Origin of the sequence: Streptomyces sp. NBC_01006 (genome assembly GCF_045162725.1) — a bacterium.
GTDB lineage: Bacteria > Actinomycetota > Actinomycetes > Streptomycetales > Streptomycetaceae > Streptomyces.
In genome coordinates this window covers 133,194-152,598 of sequence record NZ_CP108700.1, presented here as the reverse complement: position 1 = coordinate 152,598, position 19,405 = coordinate 133,194, and the positions used below count along the sequence as shown (strand labels likewise).

Below are 19,405 nucleotides of genomic sequence, written 5' to 3'. Positions count from 1 at the left end.
GGCCGCGCCGCTTCCTCAAAGGGGGCGTCCAGCGGCTACGTACAAGGAGGAGCGGAGCGACGCAACCACCGCCAGAACGGCAAGCAAGGATGGTCAGCAGAACGACTAGGCGGGATCATGCCCGGGGTCCGGTTCCGGGCGGTGTATTCCGGGTTTGGCAGGACTGGCAGCGTCACCCGTGGGGGCAATGGCGAGGGCCCCGGCTCATCAGATCGAGTGACCATTACTCTCAGCCGCCGCGTGTACCGGCGGCAGGCGGGCACGCCGGTGTTAGACAGCGGCTTCACCTCCACCGGACCCGAGGAGCGGGCGGATGAACGAGACACCGGCGCACCACCGTTCTCCACTCGGCGAAGAGGTCGCCGCGGATGCCGTCACGCCCCGTGCCGTCCTCGGACGCGCTACGGGGGTGGTCATGGCGCTGGTGCCGTGTACCGCCGAGACTGCGCGCCGCATCCTCCTCAACGCGGCCCTGACGGCGGGTACCACCCTCCCCCTCATGGCGCGTGCTGCCGCTGCGGCTTACAACCTCGCCGAGGAATCCGATCCGGCGCTCGAACGGGTCCTGCGCACTGAGATCGGCCATGCCCAGACACCTCCGGCGCCGCTGCCGTCCGAGGCCGCCGCGCTGTTGCCTGCCCCTTTCGTTCTGAGAGGCCACCTTGACCACCTGCGGGCCGCGCGCCGCCGCACCCTGAGCGCGCCCGGCGATCCCGCGCAGCGCGCCGAGCTGGAGGACGCCGCGTACACCCTGTGCGTGCTGATGGGGCAGCGCAACGCACATGGAGCCCTGCGCGCCGCCGAACAGCTGGCCGCCGCTCACCGGCTACCCCCGTCCGGGCCGGCCGACAGCACAGAGTGACCGCTTCGCGTCACTCCCCACCGAGCCCCCAGCCCTGCGGGGCCGACGCGAAGGCGATGCACTCCACGTCGATGCTGTCGGCGAGCTCGTCCAGTACGCCCGCCAGACTGTCGACGGTCTGACGGTCCACCCCCGGCTCGCCGGCGTCCGCCGACTGCATCCAGTCGACGGCGATGGTGCGCAGCAGGGCGGTGACCTGGTCGGCGGGAATCAGCGGAACGCCGTCGTCGCCCGGGATGAGCGGAATCGTGACGTTGATCATGAGACCGCCTCCGGTGGGGGTGTGTCGGTGGGTGATCGCGCCCTGCCTGCGGGAAACGGCGAAGGCATCCGCAAAAGAGTCGTCGAGAAGCGCGTACCCGCAGTGCACGCGGCCAATCCCCAAGGCCCGGGCACCGAAGCCCGTGCTCACCCCGGGCGACGGCGGGTAGACGTTCCAGCGCAAGGCCCCCTTCCAGCGTCGGGAGGATCGATGACCCGACGAGTACACGAGGTGATGACGGGAATCGGGTAGTCGTGCAGCTGATGTCGCTGGCTGAGACCGCAAGGGTGATGCGGACGCCGGCATCGGGGACGTACTGCTCGTCGGCCCGGGGCGCCTTTGTCCGGCACTCGGCTAACGGTGGCACGGCTCGCCGTCCGCCTACAGCCGGGAGGGCCCTGCGGCTGCCAGGGTTGGTGAGCGGCTGACGACGGGGCGGCCGACGCGCGTCCTGCGAGGAGGCCCATGGTGTCGGTCGAGGAGAGTGCAGCGCCTCCGGAGGCAGCGGAGGCCGCCGAGGCGCACCGCAGAGCCGCCGTCGGGGCCCGCGTGCAGCAGCTGCTGTCGACCACCGACCACAAGGTGATCGGATACATGTACCTGGTCACGGCCTTCGGATTCTTCCTGTTCGCGGGAGTGCTGGCGCTGCTGATGCGGGCGGAGCTGGCGCGTCCCGGGCTCCAGATCGTCTCGTCCGAGCAGTACAACCAGTTGTTCACGGTGCACGGCACCATCATGATGCTGCTGTTCGCCACCCCCACGTTCACCGGATTCGCCAACGCCGTGATGCCCCTCCAGATCGGCTCGCCCGATGTCGCGTTCCCGCGGCTGAACGCGTTCACGTACTGGGTGTACCTGTTCGGCGGGCTCATGGTGGTGAGCGGGTTCCTGACGGCGAACGGATCAGCGGCGTTCGGATGGTTCGCGTACGCGCCCCTCAACGGAGCGGCCTACTCCCCGGGCATCGGCGCTGACCTGTGGATCATGGGCCTTGCCGTGTCGGGCCTGAGCACCATCCTGGGGTCGGTCAACTTCATCACCACGATCGTGTGCCTGCGCGCACCCGGCATGACCCTCTTCCGGATGCCGGTCTTCACCTGGAACGTGCTGTTCACCTCCATCCTGGCGCTGCTGGCCTTTCCCGTGCTCGCCGCGGCCCTTCTGGCCCTGGAGGCGGACCGGAAGCTCGGTGCGCACGTCTTCGACGCGGCGTACGGCGGGGCGCTGCTGTGGCAGAACCTGTTCTGGTTCTTCGGCCACCCCGAGGTCTACATCGTCGCGCTGCCGTTCTTCGGCGTGGTCAGCGAGATCCTGCCGGTGTTCAGCAGGAAGCCGATCTTCGGGTACGTCGCGCTGGTGGGTGCCACGATGGCGATCACGGGTCTGTCGGCGACGGTGTGGGCACACCACATGTTCGCCACCGGCGCGGTGCTGCTGCCGTTCTTCTCGCTCCTCTCGTTCCTGATCGCCGTGCCGACCGGCGTGAAGTTCTTCAACTGGATCGGGACCATGTGGAACGGTTCGCTGTCGTTCGAGACGCCCATACTGTGGTGCATCGGATTCCTCGTCACGTTTCTGCTGGGTGGACTGACCGGGGTGCTCGTCGCCTCCCCGCCGATGGACTTCCACCTGACCGACAGCTACTTCGTGGTGGCCCACCTCCACTACGTACTGTTCGGCACGATCGTTTTCGCCACGTTCGCCGGTTTCTACTTCTGGTGGCCCAAGTTCACCGGTCGGATGCTCGACGAACGACTGGGCAAGATTCATTTCTGGACCCTGTTCGTCGGCTTCCAGCTCACCTTCCTGGTCCAGCACTGGCTGGGTGAGCAGGGCATGCCCCGGCGCTACGCCGACTACCTGGCCGCGGACGGATTCACCGCCCTGAACACGCTGTCCACGATCGGGGCGTTCCTGCTGGGTCTTTCGACGCTCCCCTTCCTCTACAACGTCTGGCGAACCGGCCGTCACGGCGTACGGGTCACATCGGACGACCCGTGGGGATGGGGCCGGTCCCTGGAATGGGCCACCGGCTGCCCGCCGCCACGGCACAACTTCCACGCGCTGCCTCGGATCCGCTCCGACTCGCCCGCTTTCGATCTGCACCACCCCGAGGTGAGACCGCAATGAGGGCGGAGGCCTGGCTCTTCACCGGCGTCGCGGTGTTCTTCGCGCTGACCGGGGGCGTCTACGCGGCGCTGTCCGACGACCCTGCGGGCATCGCCGCACTCATGGTCTCGCTGCTGATGTCCGCCCTCGTCGCCGCCTTCCTGTGGCGGCAGTTCGGCCGGGACGGCGAACGGCCCGAGGACGACGAGAACGCGGAAGTGGCCGAACGCGGCGACCGCCGTTTCCTCTTCCCCGCGCGCAGCTACGCCCCCGTGGTCGCGGCGGCGGGAACGGCGCTGATCGGCCTCGGAATCGCACAAGGTCTGTGGCTGACACTGATCGGCTTCGGCCTCCTCGCGCCCGGGGTGTTCGGATTCGTCTTCCGCGGGGGCGCGCCCGACTCCTGAGCCGGCTGCTCAGCTCCGGTCCGCCGGCTCCCGGTCCGGCTGATCCGGTCCGGCGATGACGTCCTCCACCCGCCTGCGGTCCTCCGCTGTCAACGGCGACGGCAGCCGGCTGCCGCGGTACCAGCGGCTGAGCGCCCGGCGCAGCCACCCCGCCCACCTCCGCCCGGCCGACAGCGGGCCGTCCGCTTCCTCGGGCAAGGGAGCGGGCACCTCGTACACGGCGCTGACGTAGCGCTGCGCGGCCGGCAGCGGCACGTGCAGGGGCTCGAAGCCGCCTTCCACACTCATGCGCACCTCGCCGCTCCCCACCCCGTGCAGCAGCACCTCGGCGTCCCGGGCCTGAAGTGCGAGGCACAGGCGCCGGGTGAGCCAGAACGCGACCGGCGGGAGGACCACGACCGCGCAGCGCAAGGTCCACGTGATGGCCTGCACCGGGATTTCCGTGATGAAGGCGACGATGTCCTGGGCGCCCGCCAGCAGCAGCACCGCGTACAGGGTGACGGCGGCGACGGCGAGGGCCGTGCGGGCGGGGCGGTTCCTGGGCCGGTCGCACACATGCCGTTCACCGCGCTGACCGGTGATCCAGCGCTCGAAGAACGGATACCCGTACACGCCCGTGAACAGCAGTCCGGGCAGCAGGACACCGGGAAACAGCGGGTTCCACATGAGCGTGTGGCCGCAGAGCCGCGTCTCGAACCCTGGCATCAGGCGCAGCGCGCCTTCGAGGAAACCGACGTACCAGTCCGGCTGGGAACCCGAGGACACCACGTCCGTACGGTAAGGGCCGTACGCCCAGACCGGGTTGATCTGCGCGAGCGCGCCGAGGCCCGAGAGGACGGCACCGGTCAGGAAGAGCAGTCCGGCGGACTTGGCGGTGTAGTGCGGGAAGAGTGGCTTGCCCACCACATTGCGCCCGGTACGACCGGGTCCGGCCCACTGGGTGTGCTTCAGGTGGACCACCAGCAGCAGGTGCACCGAGACCAGCCCGACCAGCAGACCGGGTACCAGGAGGATGTGCACCGGGTACAGGCGGGAGACGATGTCCTGCCCCGGGTACTCGCCCCCGAAGGCGAAGAAGGACAGGTACGTGCCGACGACCGGCACGGACAGCATGATCCCCTGGGCGGTCCGCAGCCCGGTACCGGAGAGTAGGTCGTCGGGTAGGGAATAGCCCGCGAAGCCCTCCACCAGCGCCAGCACCAGTATGGTCACCCCCACCACCCAGTTCGCCTCGCGCGGCCGGCGGAACGCACCGGTGAGGAAGACGCGCAGCAGGTGGGCGCCGATCGCGAAGACGAACACCAGCGCCGCCCAGTGGTGCATCTGACGGATCAGCAGTCCGCCGCGCACCTCGAAACTGATGCGCAGGGTGGAGGCGTACGCCTCGGAGACCGGTAGCCCGCGCAACGGGGCGTACGGACCGGCGTAGACGGTGTCCCGCATCGACGGCTGGAAGAAGAACGTGAGCCAGGTCCCGGTCAGGAGCAGGACGATCAGGCTGTAGAGGGCGATCTCCCCGAGGAGGAACGACCAGTGGTCCGGGAAGGCCTTGCGTACGGCGCCCCTCGTCACCTCGGCGAGCGGCAGCCGTTCGTCCAGCCGGCGGAACGAACGGCGCGCCGCCCGTCCGGCACGACGCGCCACGCGGGCCTGTGTCCTGTTCCGCGCCACTGCGCCCTCCGCCCGTCGGGTCTTCTGCGCGGAGCATGCCGCCCCGGGGCGTGCTCCGCGGGGAGCCACGCGACCGGGACCCTGGAAACCACGTGTTCGGCTGGCACGGTTGGACGTCGAAGCGACCGCAGCCTACTCGTTCCGGACTCGGACATCTTCTGCCGCGAGGCCGAGGGCGTGTGGGCGGACTGCGCCCTGCCTTCGACGGCCGCGCCCGCGACGCCCCGGCCATGCTGGGACTCCCGAGAACGCCCGCCGACCCTGCACGGGGGCGACCGTGCCGGAGGGCGGGGGGACACGCACGGCGGTCCGTTCACCACTCGGGGTGGACGTCGTGGCTGTCGTAGCGGACGCCGGATGCGGTGACCCAGGGACGGAAACGGCCGGGTCCGGTTCCGTCGTGGGCGTACGCGACCGGTTCGAGGGTCTCGTCGGTGACGATCACGGCCCCGGCCTTCTGGGCACTGCGCAGAGCGTGGGTCCAGTGTCGGCCGCGGTGGCCGGTGCGATAGTCGGGCCGCTTGCACTCGGACATAAGCTCTCACCGCCCCGGTTCCCCGGTGGATGCGGCACCGCGGGATGCGACGTGGTCCGCGCACCCCGGCGGCCGGCTTCCGCCGGCGGCCTGGCCGCCATCGCAGGCCCGTGCACGTGGCTCCGCTACCCCCGCCGGGCAGTTGCCAAAGCACCTTCCACATCGGTGTGGACCTGGAAGAACCGGTCCGCACCAGTGATGCGGAACATGCGCTCGACCGGTGGGTGCAGGCCGACCAGTTCGAGGCTGCCGCCGGCTTCCTGGACCGCGAGCCGGGCGTGCAACAGCACGTTCAGTCCTGTGGAGTCGCAGAAGTCCAGTCGGCTCAGGTCGACGAGCAGCCGCCCGCCGTCCTGGCACGCGGTTTCAAGGGCCTGCCGCAGGGGCTCTGCGGTGTCGTGGTCGAGCTCGCCGGACAGGGTCACGACCGTGGCCCCCGGGACGGACTTGACGCCGACGGTCAAGCGCTCTTCGTTCGCCGTGGCCATTGAGGCTCCTCTCTCATCCGGGGATGTCCTGGTGTGTTCGCGTCCATTCCTCTCCATTCCTCTCCATTCCGCGAGGCCGTGCGGCCCGGGGCCATGGCGCGGCGTCGTCCGGGACGTGGATGTCGAGGATGCAGATGTCGTCCCGGCTGTCCGAGCACTGCGCGGCCAGCGTCCGGGCCAGGGAATCGCCGTGGCCCTCCTGAAGGAGGCGCAGGGCTGTGGCCGCGAGCCGGTCGAGTCCGTCGCCGATGTCCTCGCCCGGCACCTCCACGAGGCCGTCGGTGTAGAGCAGCAGATGGTCGCCGGGCAGCAGATCGATGACGGCCTGTGCGTAGGACGTCTCGAAGGTGGCACCGAGGAGGCTGCCCTGCGGCTGATCGAGGAAGCCCGCCCGGTCACCGCGGATCAGCAAGGGAGGCAGGTGTCCTGCCCGTACCCAGATCAGGCGCCGGTCCCAGGGCTGGTACCGGGCCATGACCATGGTGGCGGTGGCGCTGGTGGACGGGTCCGAAGCGGTGTGGAGCAGGAGGGTGTTGAGTCTGCGCAGGACGTCGGGCAGCGGGGAGCCGGTCACCGCCATGCCCTTCGTGGTGAATCGCAGCTGGGCCATGGTGCCGACGGCTGCCAGGCCGTGGCCGGCCACGTCCCCGACCACGAACAGGGCGCTCCGGTCGGGGAGTTCGATGGCGCTGTACCAGTCGCCTCCGACGTTGACCCCGCTGTCGGCGGGTACGTAGGCGACGTCGATGCACAAGCCGGCCAGCTCCAGGGACTGCTCGGGAATCGGCAGCAGGGTTTCCTGGAGGCGTGCGGCGAGCGTACGTTCTGCCTGGAGCATGCCGCGCTGGAGCAGGACGGCGCGCTCGCTCTCCAGCAGCGCGAGTTCGGCGCCGCGCTGCGCGCTGAGGTCCTGGAAGAAGCCGTGCACCTCGACCGGGGTGCCGTCGGCGTCCGTCTGGGTCTCGGCGACGATCCGCAGATGTCGCACGCCGTGCGCGGTGGTGATCCGGAACGGCTGGTTGATCGCCTCGCCCTTGCTCAGCAGCCGCCGGACGGCTGCGCCCAGGACCGGAAGGTCCTCGGGCAGGAGGTGCAGCGGCAGCTCCTCCAGGGTCATCGGGCCCTCGCGGGGATCGCGGTCGAAGATGGCGTAGACCTGCTCGGACCAGGTGATGGTGTCCGTCGTCAGGTTCCAGCCCGCCCAGCCGAGGTTCCCCAGCCGCTGCATGTCGGCGAGCCGCCGCTCCTCGCGCTCGCTGGTGTCGTGCCGGATCCAGGAGACCACCAAGTGGTCGTCCAGCCTCGATGCCCGGACCGAGTAGACCGACTGCCGGGGGACGCCGGCGACCACCTCCTCGTAGGTGAAGGGCTCTCCCTCGTATCTGTTTCCGGTGGTGAGAGTCTCCAGGTAGCCGTCCCACAGTGGAGTGCCCGCCACGGTCGGATACGTCTCCAGGATCCGACGGCCCACGAGTTCCTTGCCGCGCCGCCCGGCCACGTCCACCGACTCGGGCGCCGCCGCGTCGATACGGAAATCCTCGACCTCGCCCGACTTCGAGCGCAGCGGGCTCAGCAGGACCGCGGGCCCGGCCAGCGCGTCCAGGACCCGCTGTACGGACGTCACGGCGCCGTCGGCCTCGTCAGTGCGGCTCGGCCGCTCCGGCGCGCCGAGCCGGCCCGCACACAACTGGGCCGCCCGGCGCAACAGTGCCCGGGTGTCGGCGGCGAAGGGGCCCGGCTCCGTCCGCAGGAAGCCGATGGCCGCCTTCGGGGACCCGTTGCCCGGTACGGGAAGCCAGGCGCGCGCAGGCCACCGGTCAGGTGGGTTCCCGATCAGCAGATAGCGGCGTCCGTCCTCGGCCGGGTCCTCGAGCCACAGGGCCCGGCGCCCGGCGATCGCTTCCAGGGCGGCGACGCCGCTGAGCGGGGGGACGTGGCGCCACTGCTCGGCGAGCGCCTCGTCGATGCCGGCGCGGCCGGCCAGCTCCAGGCTTCCAGCAGGGGTCAGCGAGTAGATCATAACGGCGTCCACGCCGACCGCGGAGCCGAGGACGGTCCGCAGCAGCTCCGCGATGTCGTCGCCGCCCCGCGTAGTCGCCAGGCCGTCGGCGAGCCGGGCGAGGAGCGGGCGCAGCCCGGTGTCGGCATCGCGGCGGCCGACGACGTAGCGTTCGCGGCTGAAGGCTGAATCGATTCGCTCCCTCAGCGGTCCGACGGTCCTGGGGCGGGCGAGTGGACCGACCCCCGGCTGCGGGCCGGAGCGGGCCTGCCCCAAAGTGATCCAGCATTCTTCGAGAAGGGTGCGGCGCCGCTCCCGGGCATTGGCGAGGAGCATCTCGTACGCGGCGTGGGCGGAGACCTCTGCCTGGGCCATGAGTACACCCTTGGCCCGCTCGACGACGGCCGTGGTCGCGGCTATGCCTTCCAGGTCCGCGATTTCCGATCGCAGCCTGACCACCACCTTGGCGAGCGCCAGCACCTCGGGTGTGGCGCCCTCTCCTACAGGCGCGGCATCGCCCTTCATAACTTGAGCATGCCACGCTCGCCCTTGGGGCGGCTCTTCTGCGGCCGCCTTTACGGTCAGGAGCGGATGGCTCCTCTCCGTTGCGAAACCTCCGTCGACTGGCCGGACCTGCGGGATCCGTTGCTGTCGTATCAGGGCCGGCCCCTGGTAGGGGACCGGTACCGGGGCACGGTCCGGCCTCCCGGCCGCGACGGGGCCGTGTCCCGGCCCCGGCCCTCACGGGATACGGAGCCCTGCCTCGCACTGATGACACCGCTGCTCGTGGAGTGCCGGGGGATACCACGGCTCGCCCGGCCCGGCGGGCTGGTAGTGGGAGTGCTCCATCGCGTCGGTTTCCAGGCCGCAGAGGGTCTGCGGGAGCGGGTCTTCGGGCGCGTCGGGGTCCGCGCCCGCCGCGTGGACCCCGCGTACGACCGGTTCCACGCCCTCCGGTCCGATGGCCTGGTCCATTTCCAGTTCGAACAACACGATGATCGACCCCATGCATCCAGAGTGATCGAGGGGATCCCGTTGCACCATAGGGAGCCTTTCGAGGCGGTTGGGTCAACGGTTGGGTCCACGAGCCAAGGTCCGTCTGCTGGGCCGGTTGCCGGGGACATACCGAGGCGGGTGGTACCGAGCGGGTGGTGTGGGCGTGGTGGAGTGGGGCAGGCGCGTTGGACCGGGGAGGGATGAACCGAGCACCGCCGGCCGCCGCCGGCGGATCACGTAGTCGTGAAGGGGCTGCCCTGATGTCGCCGGTGACGGAATCGATCGAGGTTGATGTGCCGGTGGCGACGGCCTACGACCAATGGACGCAGTTCGAGTCCTTTCCGCAGTTCATGGACGGTGTGCAGAGCATCGAGCTGCGCACGGACACGATGACGCACTGGGTGACGAAGATCGCCGGAGTGGAGCGAGAGTTCGACGCCGAGATCACCGGGCTGGTCCCGGACGAGCAGGTGGCCTGGGTGACCGTGGGCGGCAAGGTGGAGCAGTCGGGGCTGGTCACGTTCCGGCCGATCGATCCGGGCCGTACGGAGGTGACGCTGATGATGGACTTCGACCCGGAAGGGATGGCGGAGAGCATCGGTGACAAGTTCGGCTTCTTCGACAGGCAGCTCAAGGGTGACCTGAAGCGGTTCAAGCACTTCATCGAGGAACGCGGCACGGCGACGGGCTCCTGGCGCGGCAGTGTCTGACCCACCCCTCTCACCCCCGAACTACCGGGCCGGACGTTGGTCACGACCTTCCCGCTCGGGACCTCAAAGATGCAGTGCCCCTCAGAGGATGTGGACCTTCCCCGTCGTTTGGCGGCGGCGGTCGGCCGGGGGACCGGCCGCGATGTTTGTCCGGCGGGGCCAGGGGCACGCGCCGACGAGGAGGCCGTTCTCCCCATCCCGGAGGCATGAGACCGATGACGTCATACGGCTACTTCCTGGCCTGCGAGGAATTCACTCCGGGCCAGCTCCTGGAACAGGCGCGCCGCGCTGCCGACGCCGGATTCACCCGCCTGGCGATCTCCGACCACTACCACCCCTGGAATGACGCACAAGGCAACAGCCCGCTGGTCTGGTCCATGATCGGAGCGCTGTCACAGACCGTGGACCTGCCCGTGACCACCCTGGTCACCTGTCCCACGACGCGCCTGCACCCCGCTGTGACGGCCCAGGCCGCGGCCACGTCGAGCAGGCTGCTCGACGGCAGGTTCGCGCTGGGCGTGGGGACCGGCGAGGCGCTCAACGAACATGTCCTCGGCGACCGCTGGCCGCCCTACGCGGAGCGCGCCGAGATGCTGGAGGAAGCCGTCGAAGTCATGCGGGAACTCTTCACCGGCCGAGAGGTGAGCCACCGCGGGCGGCATTACACCGTGGAGAACGCCAGGCTTTACACCGCTCCTCACGGCCGGCTTCCCGTCTTCGTGTCGGCCTTCGGGCCGAAGGCGGCGGAGCTCGCGGGGCGGATCGGGGACGGGTTCGTCCTCATGGGCCCCGACGAGGAGGCCATGGGGCGGTTCCGGGCCGCGGGAGGCGAGGGCAAGCCCGTGATCGGGGGTCTCAAGGTGTGCTGGGGCGCGGACCGGGAGAAGGCCGTGGACACCGCACACCGCTTGTGGCCCACAGAACACCTGCCCGGTGAGTTGAACCAGATCCTGCCGACGCCCGCGCACTTCGAGCAGGCGAGCCGCCTCGTCACCCGCCGCCAGGTGTCCGAGAACGTACCGTGCGGTGACGACGTCGAGGAGCACGTGGAGGCCGTACGCGGCTATGTGGACGCGGGCTTCGAAGAGGTGTACATCGGGCAGATCGGCTCCGATTCCGAAGCCTTCTTCGCGGGTTACCGCGACAAGGTGCTACCGGCCCTCACCGGATGAGGCGAAGCGAGGTCTCCGTGAACGTCCCGATCGGTCTTTCGGAAGACTGCCTTGATGCCTTGCAGCACCTGAAGGAGACCCGGGAGATCAATACCGTGATCCTCCGCCTCGCGGAAGCGGATGGGCTGGTGGTGGAGGCGGAGAGCAACCTGACCCATGAGGAGCTGCTTGAGGCTCTGCCCGCGGACGAGGCGCGCCTGGTCGTCCACGAGCTGTTCTTCGCCACCCCGGGAGGGGAGCGCAGACGCGAACTGCTGCTGGTCTTCTGGATGCCGGCGGATGCCGGAGTTGAGGAAGAGGCCTACACCGACGCCTACACCACCCTGAAGGAGTACCTCGCGGACGTCCAAGTCCACCTCACGGCCAGACGGACGGACCAGCTGGAGTACCGAAGGCTCGTCGCCCTTGCCGGCTGAAGACTCTCTGTAGACGGCGCGCCGCCCTCCGCGGCAGTGTCTGCGGCACCGGGGTGCCGGTCAGATCCTCATCGCTGATCGTCTTCCCTGCCTGGGGTACCGAGATTGCCGTATCCCTTGAAATCGTGGGTCGTACGACGACCCCCATCGGTGGGGAACGCTCTGCCGTCGGCCTCAGGTCCGTGCACGTCACGTGCGGGGCCTCGCGGCGTGGCCGTACTGCCCGGAGGCGGCTGGGCTGCGCGCCGCCTGATTCCCCACCACACGGCGCAGATCAGCAAGGCGGTGACGATCACGCCGATGCCGAGAAGAGCGACTGGGGTCAGCATGGGTTCGCCTTTCCTCGTCTTCGTTGCTTCCCGCGCCTTCCCCGATGCACGGGCGCGTAACGCCGAGCACCTCGAAGGCTGCGGCGCCGCGGAGCAGAGCAGGGCAGCCGGGTGGGAGATCCGGGCTTCCGTTTCGCGGCCAGTGAAATCCGGGAGAGTCCCTGCAATCTGCCATCAACCGGAGAGAGGCCTGGCTGTGAGTGAGTTCGATATCTGGGTTTACCGCCCGAACACAGGTCATCAGGAAGGTGTAGATCTGATCGGCTACAAGGTCGAGGCCACCGACGGCAGCATCGGGAAGATCAGCAAGCATTCCGAAGAGGTCGGCGCCTCGTACCTGGTCGTCCGGTGTATGGATCTTCGGTAAGCACGTCCTGCTGCCTGCCGGGACGATCAGGCTGATCGACACTGCCGAGGAGACGGTCTACGTCGACCGGACGAAGGATCAGATCAAGGGCGCTCCCGAGTTCGACGAGGCCAAGCACACGGGTGAGCCCACCCACCTCGAACAGTTCGCCCGCTACTACCGTCAGCCGCACATGTAGCGGCCGACCCCTACCCGAGTGGCCGCCCGCCCGGCCGCGGAGAGCGGCCAACTACGGGGCGCGGGGCTACGGTCCTGCTTCCGGGCGCGGGGGCAGGGCGTCAGGCACGGCCCCGGGTCCGCCGAGCGGCTCGCCGTCTTCGCGTGTCGTGAGGGTGTGGACCGGGGGCCGCCAGTCGTTGAAGTCGCCCACCACGCTGACCGGCCCCGGCGGGGTTCGGCGGGGAGTGATGACCCGACGGGCGGGTAGGCGCCGGATGCCCGAGCTCCGCGCAGGACCCGCGGCATTGCGCGTGCCCAGGGCCGCGCCATGCCGGCGATCGAGAGAGAGGCTACACACGCATGAAATACGAGTCTGCTCGCACGCCCCCGCGTGGGACGGCCGGACACCGGGCGGCCGAGGTCCCTCGATGGGTCGCTGCCCAGGCGAGCGCAACCGCCACCCGGATGCGCAGGACGACCGCCGACGCGGGACGCCTCGTACAGGACGCGGTCCCCGCGATGGTGAGGGCGAAAGCCGGACGCGCCGACGCCGTTGCCCGCGACTTGGAGCTTATGCTCCTGGCCGGGGCGGCCCTGCTGATCGGGGTGGCGGTGGGGATCCGTCGCCGTAGAGACCAGCGCTAGCGTACGAGCAGATCCGCTGAGCCCTCGGCGGTTGGCGCGTCAACCCCGAGCTGCCCTGCCGGGTTCCCGCCTGAACCCGCTCACGAACGCCGACGGCGGGGGTGCAGGGCCGCCGCCCGTGGGGTGGCGACTGCATCTGGTCCCGGCCTCTCCCGACCTCTTCGACGCCGTGCTGCTCCTGCCGCTCATGGACTGCACCCGGGCGCACGAGGAACTCGCGTGGGAGCCCCGCCGCACGTCCGTGGAGGCCTTCGAGGAGTTCCTCTGCGGGCTGCGGGTCGGGTCGGGCACGGAGACCGCGCCCCTCGCCCCTCGCGGAGTCCGGGGCCGCGTCATCCACGGCGCGGAGACCCGCCTCGCAGGCCCAGCACCATAGCGATCGGGGCGGACAGTTGCAGGGAATCCGGCCCGTGTGCGGGGCAGCCGGGGCGGGCAGACGCCGGTACAGACCATGCGGAAGAGGAGAGGGTGACGATCCGATGACCGAGTACGAACGCTCCCGCACGATGCCCGCGCTGCCGGAACACGTCTTCGACCAGGCGTCCAACGTCGGGCAGATGGACCAGTGGCTCCCAAGCGAACTGCACGTACACACCGACCAGTTGCCCGCCGTGAGCGTGCGCGAGGACGGTGTCGAGGACGACAAGGCAGCCGTTCTGCGCGCCAGGAACGACCAGATGCGGCTTGAGTGGGGGACCAGGGAGAACGGCGGGTACACCGGCTGGCTCCAGGTGGCCGGCCACGACGGGGGCCCCGCCGAGGTGACGGTCCACCTCTCGTTCCTCACGGGGGAGAGCGATCCCGGGGAGAGGGCGGCGAACGACGCCCTCGACAGCAGCCTCGCCCGCCTGGAGGAGCAGGTACGCCTCCGCGTCGACGGTGTGGCCGGCTGAGGCGGTGTGAACCGTCCTCGTCCGGGCAGGCGCCGTGCGGGTCCGGTGGATCCGCCACCGGACCCGCACGTGACGAGTCGAGGAGTGGCCATGCCCCGCGGTTCCAGTCCCAAGCATGAACGCCAGTACGAGCACATCAAGGAGAGCGCCGAGGAGCGCGGCGAGAGCACCAAGCGCGCCAAGGAGATCGCCGCGCGCACCGTCAACAAGGAACGCGCCCGCTCCGGCGAGTCGCAGACCGCGAGCCGGTCTTCCCTCCAGGACATGTCGTCCTCCAAGCGCGGCGGCCAGCGCTCCCACAGCGGCTCGCAGGGCCCTACGAAGGAACAGCTGTACAACGAGGCGAAGCAGCGGAACATCGAAGGCCGATCCAAGATGGACAAGGCCGAACTCAAGCGCGCCCTCGGCCGCTGAATCCCGGCCGGACCCGAGCGGCGGCCCCGGCCACGACCCGTTAGCGGCGTCCGACGCCGCGTCGCCGGGCCGCGCGCAGGGCCGCCCCAGCAGCACTCGCCGCCAGGGGGATCTGCTGGGTACGCGGATGGGGGTCCAGGACTGCCCCGAGCAGTCGTAGGGCAGGGGCGGCAACCGGTGCCTGCGGACACGCCTCCGGTGTGCCGCTCGTCGTATCCGCGTCGCAGGTGCCCCACGGCCACCGCCAGCGCCGCGCAGCCCGTCACCGCCGCGAACGTGGCCACCGCGATGAACAGGGTCGTCGCCACGGCGAGCAGCCCGATGCTGATGACCGGAAACGAGACGCCCCGGTAGATGCAGACGTAGGAAGCCGCGCTGACCTCGGCGCGCTGCGCGTCCGGCGCGAACCGGGTCAGGTCGTCCTGCGCCGCCAAATACGCGATGCCGTGCCCCGCCCCGGCCAAGACCGACCCGGTCGCCAGCAGGATCCCGCTCTGTGCCGGGGAGGCCAGGACGAGGGCCAGCAGGCCCAGTGCGATCAGCACCAGCGCGGTCACCAGGGCGAGCAGCGCCAGATTTCTGGGTGTGCAGGACGAATTGGCGGGCGTAGGACGGCATGACGGCCAAGAACAGTCCGGCTACGACCGCCCACACGGTGTGAGCCCGACCCTGATGAACGCGGCACGAATCTCGGCGGGCACGCGCGGCTGACGGATCCGCAGGGCGCCGGTTTGTCGGTCGGCTGTCTCCGGGACCAGCGGCAGTGCCAGGACCACGGCGATGCACACCGCCAGGCCGATGACGAACGGGAGGACTTGCGGCGCCGGGTCCCACTGCGCCGGCACTCCGCACACCAGCACGCCCGCCGCGCAGCCGCCGCACTGTGCGAGCGTCGCGAGCAGCGCGGCTCGGCGCGCGTCGTCCGAGGGGGCGAGTTCGGCCAGTGCAGCGGTCGCAGCCCCGCGCAGCATTCCCTGCGCGAGACCGAGCGTGCTATGGGCCAAACAGCCACACCGTGCCGGTCGCGACCGCGAAGAACACCAGCGCCAGGACGGACGGCCAGCCCCAGCCCGACCGCTATCGCCGGCCTCCGGCCGATCCGGTCGGAGACCTGCCCGAACAGCAGCAGGGCGGAAATCAGCACCAGTGCGTACACGGCGAAGATCAGGGCCAGCACGGGCGGTGGAGAATCCGAACTCCTCGGCGTAGACGGCGTACCCGCGGTGTCGCCAGGTTCGCGCTCATCAGCATGGCGGCGAACGCCGCGGTCACCACCGGCTGCGCCCGTGCCGCCGGACGGCCCACGCGTTCGCGTGCCTCCGCAGCTGCCGTCACGGCCGGTCGCCTCGGAGTGCCGCTGGGTGGGTTGCCCGAGCCCGCAGGGCCACCACCGGCTCTGGCCGACGACAGTACGCCCTCCCCTTCCGACCACGGCGACAGCCGTACAGGCGGCGGCTCCCTCCGCGAGTGCGGTATGGCCATGATCGATTCCCTCCTCCTTGGCGGCAGCGCGTCACCGCAGGGCGTGAGGCCGGTGGCTTCACCGAATTGCCCGCGCCCGCCACCCGGCCAACGGCACACTGGGGAAAACACGCACCTGTGGGGGGAACATGCGGAACGGGCTGGCAGAGCTCCTGGAACTGCCCGAACATGAGATTGATCTGCTGATCGCCCACCATCTGGTCGGCGAGGACTTCGGCAGCCGGGAGGACGATGACGAGGAGCGCCTCTTCATCGCACGCCGGTGGTTCACCTCCTTCCAGGGACGGCTGCGCGAGGCCGTCTGCGGCAATCCCGCGGTGATGCGGGCCGCGGAAAACCCCGGTGAGGGCAATCAGTTCCTGGCCGCGACCGTCGTCGATGCCCTCCTGCACGCACAGCTCCAACTCGACGTGCCGGTCACCGTCCTGGCCGTGAAGGTCGTACACGCGGGACTCCACCGGCTGTGCGGTACCGGGATGACGCCGGGGCAAGGCCAGAGTGGAAGCGACTGAGTTCGTGGCGGCCGTGGGCGGCCCGGTGGATCCGGCCGGCTTCCCCGCTTTCATGTCCGAGGACGCGGTCGAGGCGTGCCGGCTCTCGCTCATGGTCATGCGGGCGCAGCTGGCGGACTTCGACCGCGCCGTTGGGGTCCGCACCACGGTGGAACTGGTCGATTCTCCGTTCTTCACCTGCCGGGCCAAGGAGATCGCTCCGGACCACCACGTGATCACGATTCCTCTCGGGCTCGTCTGCCGGTTCTACGTCCTCGCCGATCTCCTGTGCGGATACCTCCTGAGGAGCACGGTCATGCTGGTCCTCGAAGACGTGGACGCGAAGTGGGAGTCCTTGTGGCGCCTGCCCCGGGGACTGCATCCGCTGTTCGGTGCACCGGACACGCGTACGGACTGGCGGAAGGAACTGGAGGTGCTGCATTCCGACGTCTGCACGCCGGAGGCCGCTTACGACGTCGCGTCCATGACGTCTCTGGCCCTGATGTTCGTCATCGGCCACGAAGCCGCGCACGTCTACCGTCGGCACGGCCCGCAGCTGCGCGCCATGAAGCGACTCGGAGTCGTGCGCACCCCCGAGGACGAACGGTACTTCAGACGGTTCGCCGAGACGGACGCGGATGTCATGGCGACGCACTGGGTGATGCTCGCCCAGGACGTCGGACGGATCACGGCGCTCGAAGGAGGGCGGGAATTCAGCGCGGTCACGGCGTACTTCAGGTTGTCCTACGCCGTGACCGCGTTGTACGCGTTGTTCGACGTCCACCGCAAGCACATGGGGTCGTATCTGGAGGGGATCTACGCGCACCCCATGGTCCGGCGCCACGTGTTCTCCGTCGCCGGCGCGATGACCTCCGCCAACGAGCCGGAGACGTACGCCGTCTGGCCGCGCTTGGAGGAACACGGTTGGTTGCACTGCGCCTTCGGTCTGAACGGGTTGAACATCGACACCCTCATGGGAAAGTTCGGAAAGGTCCCGAAGGGGTACAACGCCGTCCCCGTGTCTTCCCTCCACTACGACCCGCAGAGCATGCTCGCCGTGCAGGTCGCGTACGAGCGTGAGATGCGCTTCTACGCGGTGATGGCGGCGTGCCACGAGGGCTTCGGGACCCTGCGCATGGGGACGACGCCCGAGGCGGTCAAGTTCGAGGTACCCGACGGCCGGATCATGGCAGAGCTGCTGCAGGCCGGCGATCCGGCCGTGCGGGCGGCGCACGCCATGTCCGTGCGCGCCGAAGCCGTCCGGGCGCAGTGACGCCGTGCGGTAGCGCCGCGTGGTCGCGGAACCCGTACTAGCCCCACCCCTCACCGTCACCCGCTCAGCTCAACGAGGCGGCTGGAGCTGGGAAGACGAGGCCCACGACAGTCACTCAGCGCTACACAGCACGTGGCCGTAGCCGTACGAGAGCAGGGCCACGATCCCCGCGAGTTCGCTAAAACTGAGGGTCTTTCAGTGCGAACCTGAGGGTGCGGTGCCCTGCTTCTGGGGAATAGACCCGCGGGTTCGGGGTCAACTCGCGGGGTCGGCCTGGCCGTGTCGCCGAGTGGTGTAGGCCGGGAGCATCTTTGCGGAGGGTCCGGTACAGCACGCAGCGGCCCATCGGGCACGCTCGGATCCTCGAAGTCGTCAGCCGGATCCCGGGTCATGCCGATCCGGCGCATCACTGCCTGGGAACGAGGAGTGCTGACGGTCGTCGACGCAACGACCTCCGACAGCCCGAGGGTCTCGAAGCCGAAGACCAGACAGGTCGGCACGGCCGGTCAGGCTTGATCCGTGTGGACGCAGGGCTTGCGCCAGCCACTCCAGCTCCTCGGTCGCGTCGGGAGACGAATACTGTCCGCGCACGCGGGCGACGAGCCTGCGGTAGCGCTCCGCCCCTGCCTCGATCCCGGCCTCCAGGCACAACAGCACGGCGGCCCGATCGGCGTCGCCGAACAGCTCGGACAGCACTTCGGCCGCTGCCGGCCCCTCAGGAGCGACCCCGCGTTTTCTGACCTCCGCGACGGTCTGCACGATCTGCCTGGCCCACCAAATGGACGCCCCGGGGGGACGACTCTGCCCGGGGACCGGGGTGCTCAGCTCCAGCATGGTGCGCATCCGGGCGCGGAAACCGGGGTCCCGCACCAGCTCGGCCAGTTCGATCCAGGCGTCGACCTGCTCGGGTGTGGGGTCGTCAGGCAGTTCGATACTGAAGGTGCGCAGGCGGTCACGCAGGCGCGGGTCGACGTCGAGACCGCCGAACACCTCCTCCTTGAACTCGTCGATGATCTGCTTGCGTTCGGCGGCGGAAAGCCGTGCCAACCGGTTCATCAGTGCTGTCTCCTCAGCGGTCGAACCACGTTTCGATACGGTGGACAGGACGGCCCGGCTCACCTTGAGGGAGCGGATCTGCGCGTCGAGCGCGGCCACGTGCGCGTCGGCGACCTCAGCGACCGTGGTGCGGCCGCTCAAAACGCGGCACACGTCGTCGAGCCCAAGGCCCAGCTCCCGCAGGGTGCGGACCAGCTCGACGCGGGCCACGGACTCGGCGTCGTACAGTCGGTAGCCGCTCGCGGAGCGGGCCACGGGCGGCACCGCTCCCTCGTCCGACCAGAAGCGCAGGGTGCGCACCGAAAGTCCGGTGCAGTGCGCGAGCTGGCCGATGGTGAGCACGTCGGGGCGTTCGTCTTCCATGGGCGAGATCCTGGACCCTCCAGCCGCTGGAGACTCAAGCGCCCGGGCGCTTGAGCCGGTGGATCTTGACGTGGAGAGGTTTTCCGCCGCTTGCCGTGGCGGTCACGCAGGTCCACAGAAGCTCGTGAGGACCTGGCACGCGACGGGGCTCAGCGAAGGCGCATCAGTCCTGGCGACACCATCTGCCGTGGATGCGCATTCCCCACGAGAATCGCCTCCGTGACTGCGCAGCGCAGGGAAAGCAGGAGACATGCCGGGAACCTCGCCGACATCCGGTGAGTCTCCAGAGCTCTGCTGAGTTCCCTC

20 protein-coding genes and 1 pseudogene are annotated in these 19,405 nt (G+C 69.6%); 12 read left to right on the top strand and 9 right to left on the bottom strand.

The features are described from left to right. Nucleotides 1–313 precede the first annotated feature (313 nt). Nucleotides 314–862: a DUF5133 domain-containing protein gene (locus tag OG509_RS00670; protein WP_406179153.1), complete on the top strand. Its 549-nt coding sequence runs from the start codon at nucleotides 314–316 to the stop codon at nucleotides 860–862. Nucleotides 863–872: 10 nt separating this feature from the next. Here the strand turns inward: OG509_RS00670 and OG509_RS00665 are convergent, their stop codons facing one another. Next, nucleotides 873–1,124, bottom strand: a complete 252-nt coding sequence (locus tag OG509_RS00665) for a DUF6213 family protein (RefSeq protein WP_406179152.1) — start codon at nucleotides 1,122–1,124, stop codon at nucleotides 873–875. A gap of 465 nt (nucleotides 1,125–1,589) precedes the next feature. Between OG509_RS00665 and ctaD the strand changes: the two genes are divergently transcribed. Both ctaD and OG509_RS00655 read left to right on the top strand, forming a co-directional pair. Beyond that, the gene (gene ctaD / locus OG509_RS00660; protein WP_406179150.1) at nucleotides 1,590–3,254 is read left to right on the top strand and encodes a cytochrome c oxidase subunit I; all 1,665 of its coding nucleotides are present in this window, start codon (nucleotides 1,590–1,592) and stop codon (nucleotides 3,252–3,254) included. After that, the gene (locus OG509_RS00655) at nucleotides 3,251–3,640 is read left to right on the top strand and encodes a cytochrome c oxidase subunit 4 (protein WP_406179149.1); all 390 of its coding nucleotides are present in this window, start codon (nucleotides 3,251–3,253) and stop codon (nucleotides 3,638–3,640) included. Before ctaD ends, OG509_RS00655 begins: the two co-directional genes overlap by 4 nt. Nucleotides 3,641–3,649: 9 nt before the next feature. Here the strand turns inward: OG509_RS00655 and OG509_RS00650 are convergent, their stop codons facing one another. The 5 genes from OG509_RS00650 to OG509_RS00630 all read right to left on the bottom strand — a co-directional run bounded on the left by OG509_RS00650 (nucleotide 3,650) and on the right by OG509_RS00630 (nucleotide 9,341). Beyond that, nucleotides 3,650–5,311 (bottom strand): cytochrome bc complex cytochrome b subunit, encoded by a 1,662-nt coding sequence (locus tag OG509_RS00650; protein ID WP_406179147.1) that lies wholly within the window; start codon nucleotides 5,309–5,311, stop codon nucleotides 3,650–3,652. Nucleotides 5,312–5,624: 313 nt separating this feature from the next. Beyond that, a complete protein-coding gene (locus OG509_RS00645) occupies nucleotides 5,625–5,846 on the bottom strand; it encodes a hypothetical protein (protein ID WP_406179145.1) in 222 nt (73 codons plus the stop codon). A 125-nt stretch (nucleotides 5,847–5,971) separates the two neighbouring features. After that, entirely contained in the window at nucleotides 5,972–6,334 is a 363-nt protein-coding gene (locus OG509_RS00640; protein ID WP_406179144.1) for an STAS domain-containing protein, read from the bottom strand. Nucleotides 6,335–6,347: 13 nt separating this feature from the next. Then, nucleotides 6,348–8,858: a SpoIIE family protein phosphatase gene (locus tag OG509_RS00635; RefSeq protein ID WP_406179142.1), complete on the bottom strand. Its 2,511-nt coding sequence runs from the start codon at nucleotides 8,856–8,858 to the stop codon at nucleotides 6,348–6,350. 216 nt (nucleotides 8,859–9,074) lie between these two features. Then, nucleotides 9,075–9,341, bottom strand: coding sequence for a hypothetical protein (locus OG509_RS00630; protein ID WP_406179140.1), 267 nt, complete (start codon nucleotides 9,339–9,341; stop codon nucleotides 9,075–9,077). Nucleotides 9,342–9,589: 248 nt separating this feature from the next. Here OG509_RS00630 and OG509_RS00625 point away from each other — a divergent pair, with 248 nt between their 5' ends. The 3 genes from OG509_RS00625 to OG509_RS00615 all read left to right on the top strand — a co-directional run bounded on the left by OG509_RS00625 (nucleotide 9,590) and on the right by OG509_RS00615 (nucleotide 11,627). Continuing rightward, a complete protein-coding gene (locus OG509_RS00625; RefSeq protein ID WP_406179138.1) occupies nucleotides 9,590–10,039 on the top strand; it encodes an SRPBCC family protein in 450 nt (149 codons plus the stop codon). A gap of 215 nt (nucleotides 10,040–10,254) precedes the next feature. Then, the gene (locus OG509_RS00620; protein ID WP_406187438.1) at nucleotides 10,255–11,211 is read left to right on the top strand and encodes a TIGR03557 family F420-dependent LLM class oxidoreductase; all 957 of its coding nucleotides are present in this window, start codon (nucleotides 10,255–10,257) and stop codon (nucleotides 11,209–11,211) included. A gap of 17 nt (nucleotides 11,212–11,228) precedes the next feature. Continuing rightward, complete coding sequence (locus tag OG509_RS00615; RefSeq protein WP_406179137.1) at nucleotides 11,229–11,627, top strand: cofilin family protein; 399 nt, start codon at nucleotides 11,229–11,231, stop codon at nucleotides 11,625–11,627. Nucleotides 11,628–11,695: 68 nt separating this feature from the next. Here OG509_RS00615 and OG509_RS00610 read toward each other — a convergent pair whose 3' ends face one another. Continuing rightward, entirely contained in the window at nucleotides 11,696–11,956 is a 261-nt protein-coding gene (locus OG509_RS00610; RefSeq protein ID WP_406179136.1) for a DUF6479 family protein, read from the bottom strand. A gap of 196 nt (nucleotides 11,957–12,152) precedes the next feature. Here OG509_RS00610 and OG509_RS00605 point away from each other — a divergent pair. The 4 genes and pseudogenes from OG509_RS00605 (at nucleotide 12,153) to OG509_RS00590 (ending at nucleotide 14,434) form a co-directional block, all read left to right on the top strand. Next, nucleotides 12,153–12,501: pseudogene (locus tag OG509_RS00605) on the top strand (PRC-barrel domain containing protein). A gap of 744 nt (nucleotides 12,502–13,245) precedes the next feature. Then, complete coding sequence (locus OG509_RS00600) at nucleotides 13,246–13,503, top strand: hypothetical protein (RefSeq protein WP_406179134.1); 258 nt, start codon at nucleotides 13,246–13,248, stop codon at nucleotides 13,501–13,503. A 103-nt stretch (nucleotides 13,504–13,606) separates the two neighbouring features. Next, on the top strand, nucleotides 13,607–14,020 hold the full coding sequence (locus OG509_RS00595; protein WP_406179133.1) for an SRPBCC family protein: 414 nt from the start codon (nucleotides 13,607–13,609) through the stop codon (nucleotides 14,018–14,020). Nucleotides 14,021–14,110: 90 nt separating this feature from the next. Beyond that, nucleotides 14,111–14,434, top strand: a complete 324-nt coding sequence (locus OG509_RS00590; protein WP_406179132.1) for a plasmid stabilization protein — start codon at nucleotides 14,111–14,113, stop codon at nucleotides 14,432–14,434. Nucleotides 14,435–15,072: 638 nt separating this feature from the next. Here the strand turns inward: OG509_RS00590 and OG509_RS00585 are convergent. Beyond that, nucleotides 15,073–15,438 (bottom strand): hypothetical protein, encoded by a 366-nt coding sequence (locus OG509_RS00585; RefSeq protein WP_406179130.1) that lies wholly within the window; start codon nucleotides 15,436–15,438, stop codon nucleotides 15,073–15,075. A 606-nt stretch (nucleotides 15,439–16,044) separates the two neighbouring features. Here OG509_RS00585 and OG509_RS00580 point away from each other — a divergent pair. Both OG509_RS00580 and OG509_RS00575 read left to right on the top strand, forming a co-directional pair. Further along, a complete protein-coding gene (locus OG509_RS00580; protein ID WP_406179128.1) occupies nucleotides 16,045–16,428 on the top strand; it encodes a hypothetical protein in 384 nt (127 codons plus the stop codon). Beyond that, entirely contained in the window at nucleotides 16,415–17,680 is a 1,266-nt protein-coding gene (locus tag OG509_RS00575) for a hypothetical protein (RefSeq protein WP_406179126.1), read from the top strand. The genes OG509_RS00580 and OG509_RS00575 overlap by 14 nt, the downstream gene beginning before the upstream one ends. Before the next feature lie 372 nt (nucleotides 17,681–18,052). On the opposite strand, the gene OG509_RS00570 is transcribed toward OG509_RS00575, so the two are convergent. Continuing rightward, the gene (locus OG509_RS00570; RefSeq protein WP_406179125.1) at nucleotides 18,053–19,099 is read right to left on the bottom strand and encodes a MerR family transcriptional regulator; all 1,047 of its coding nucleotides are present in this window, start codon (nucleotides 19,097–19,099) and stop codon (nucleotides 18,053–18,055) included. Nucleotides 19,100–19,405 lie beyond the last annotated feature (306 nt).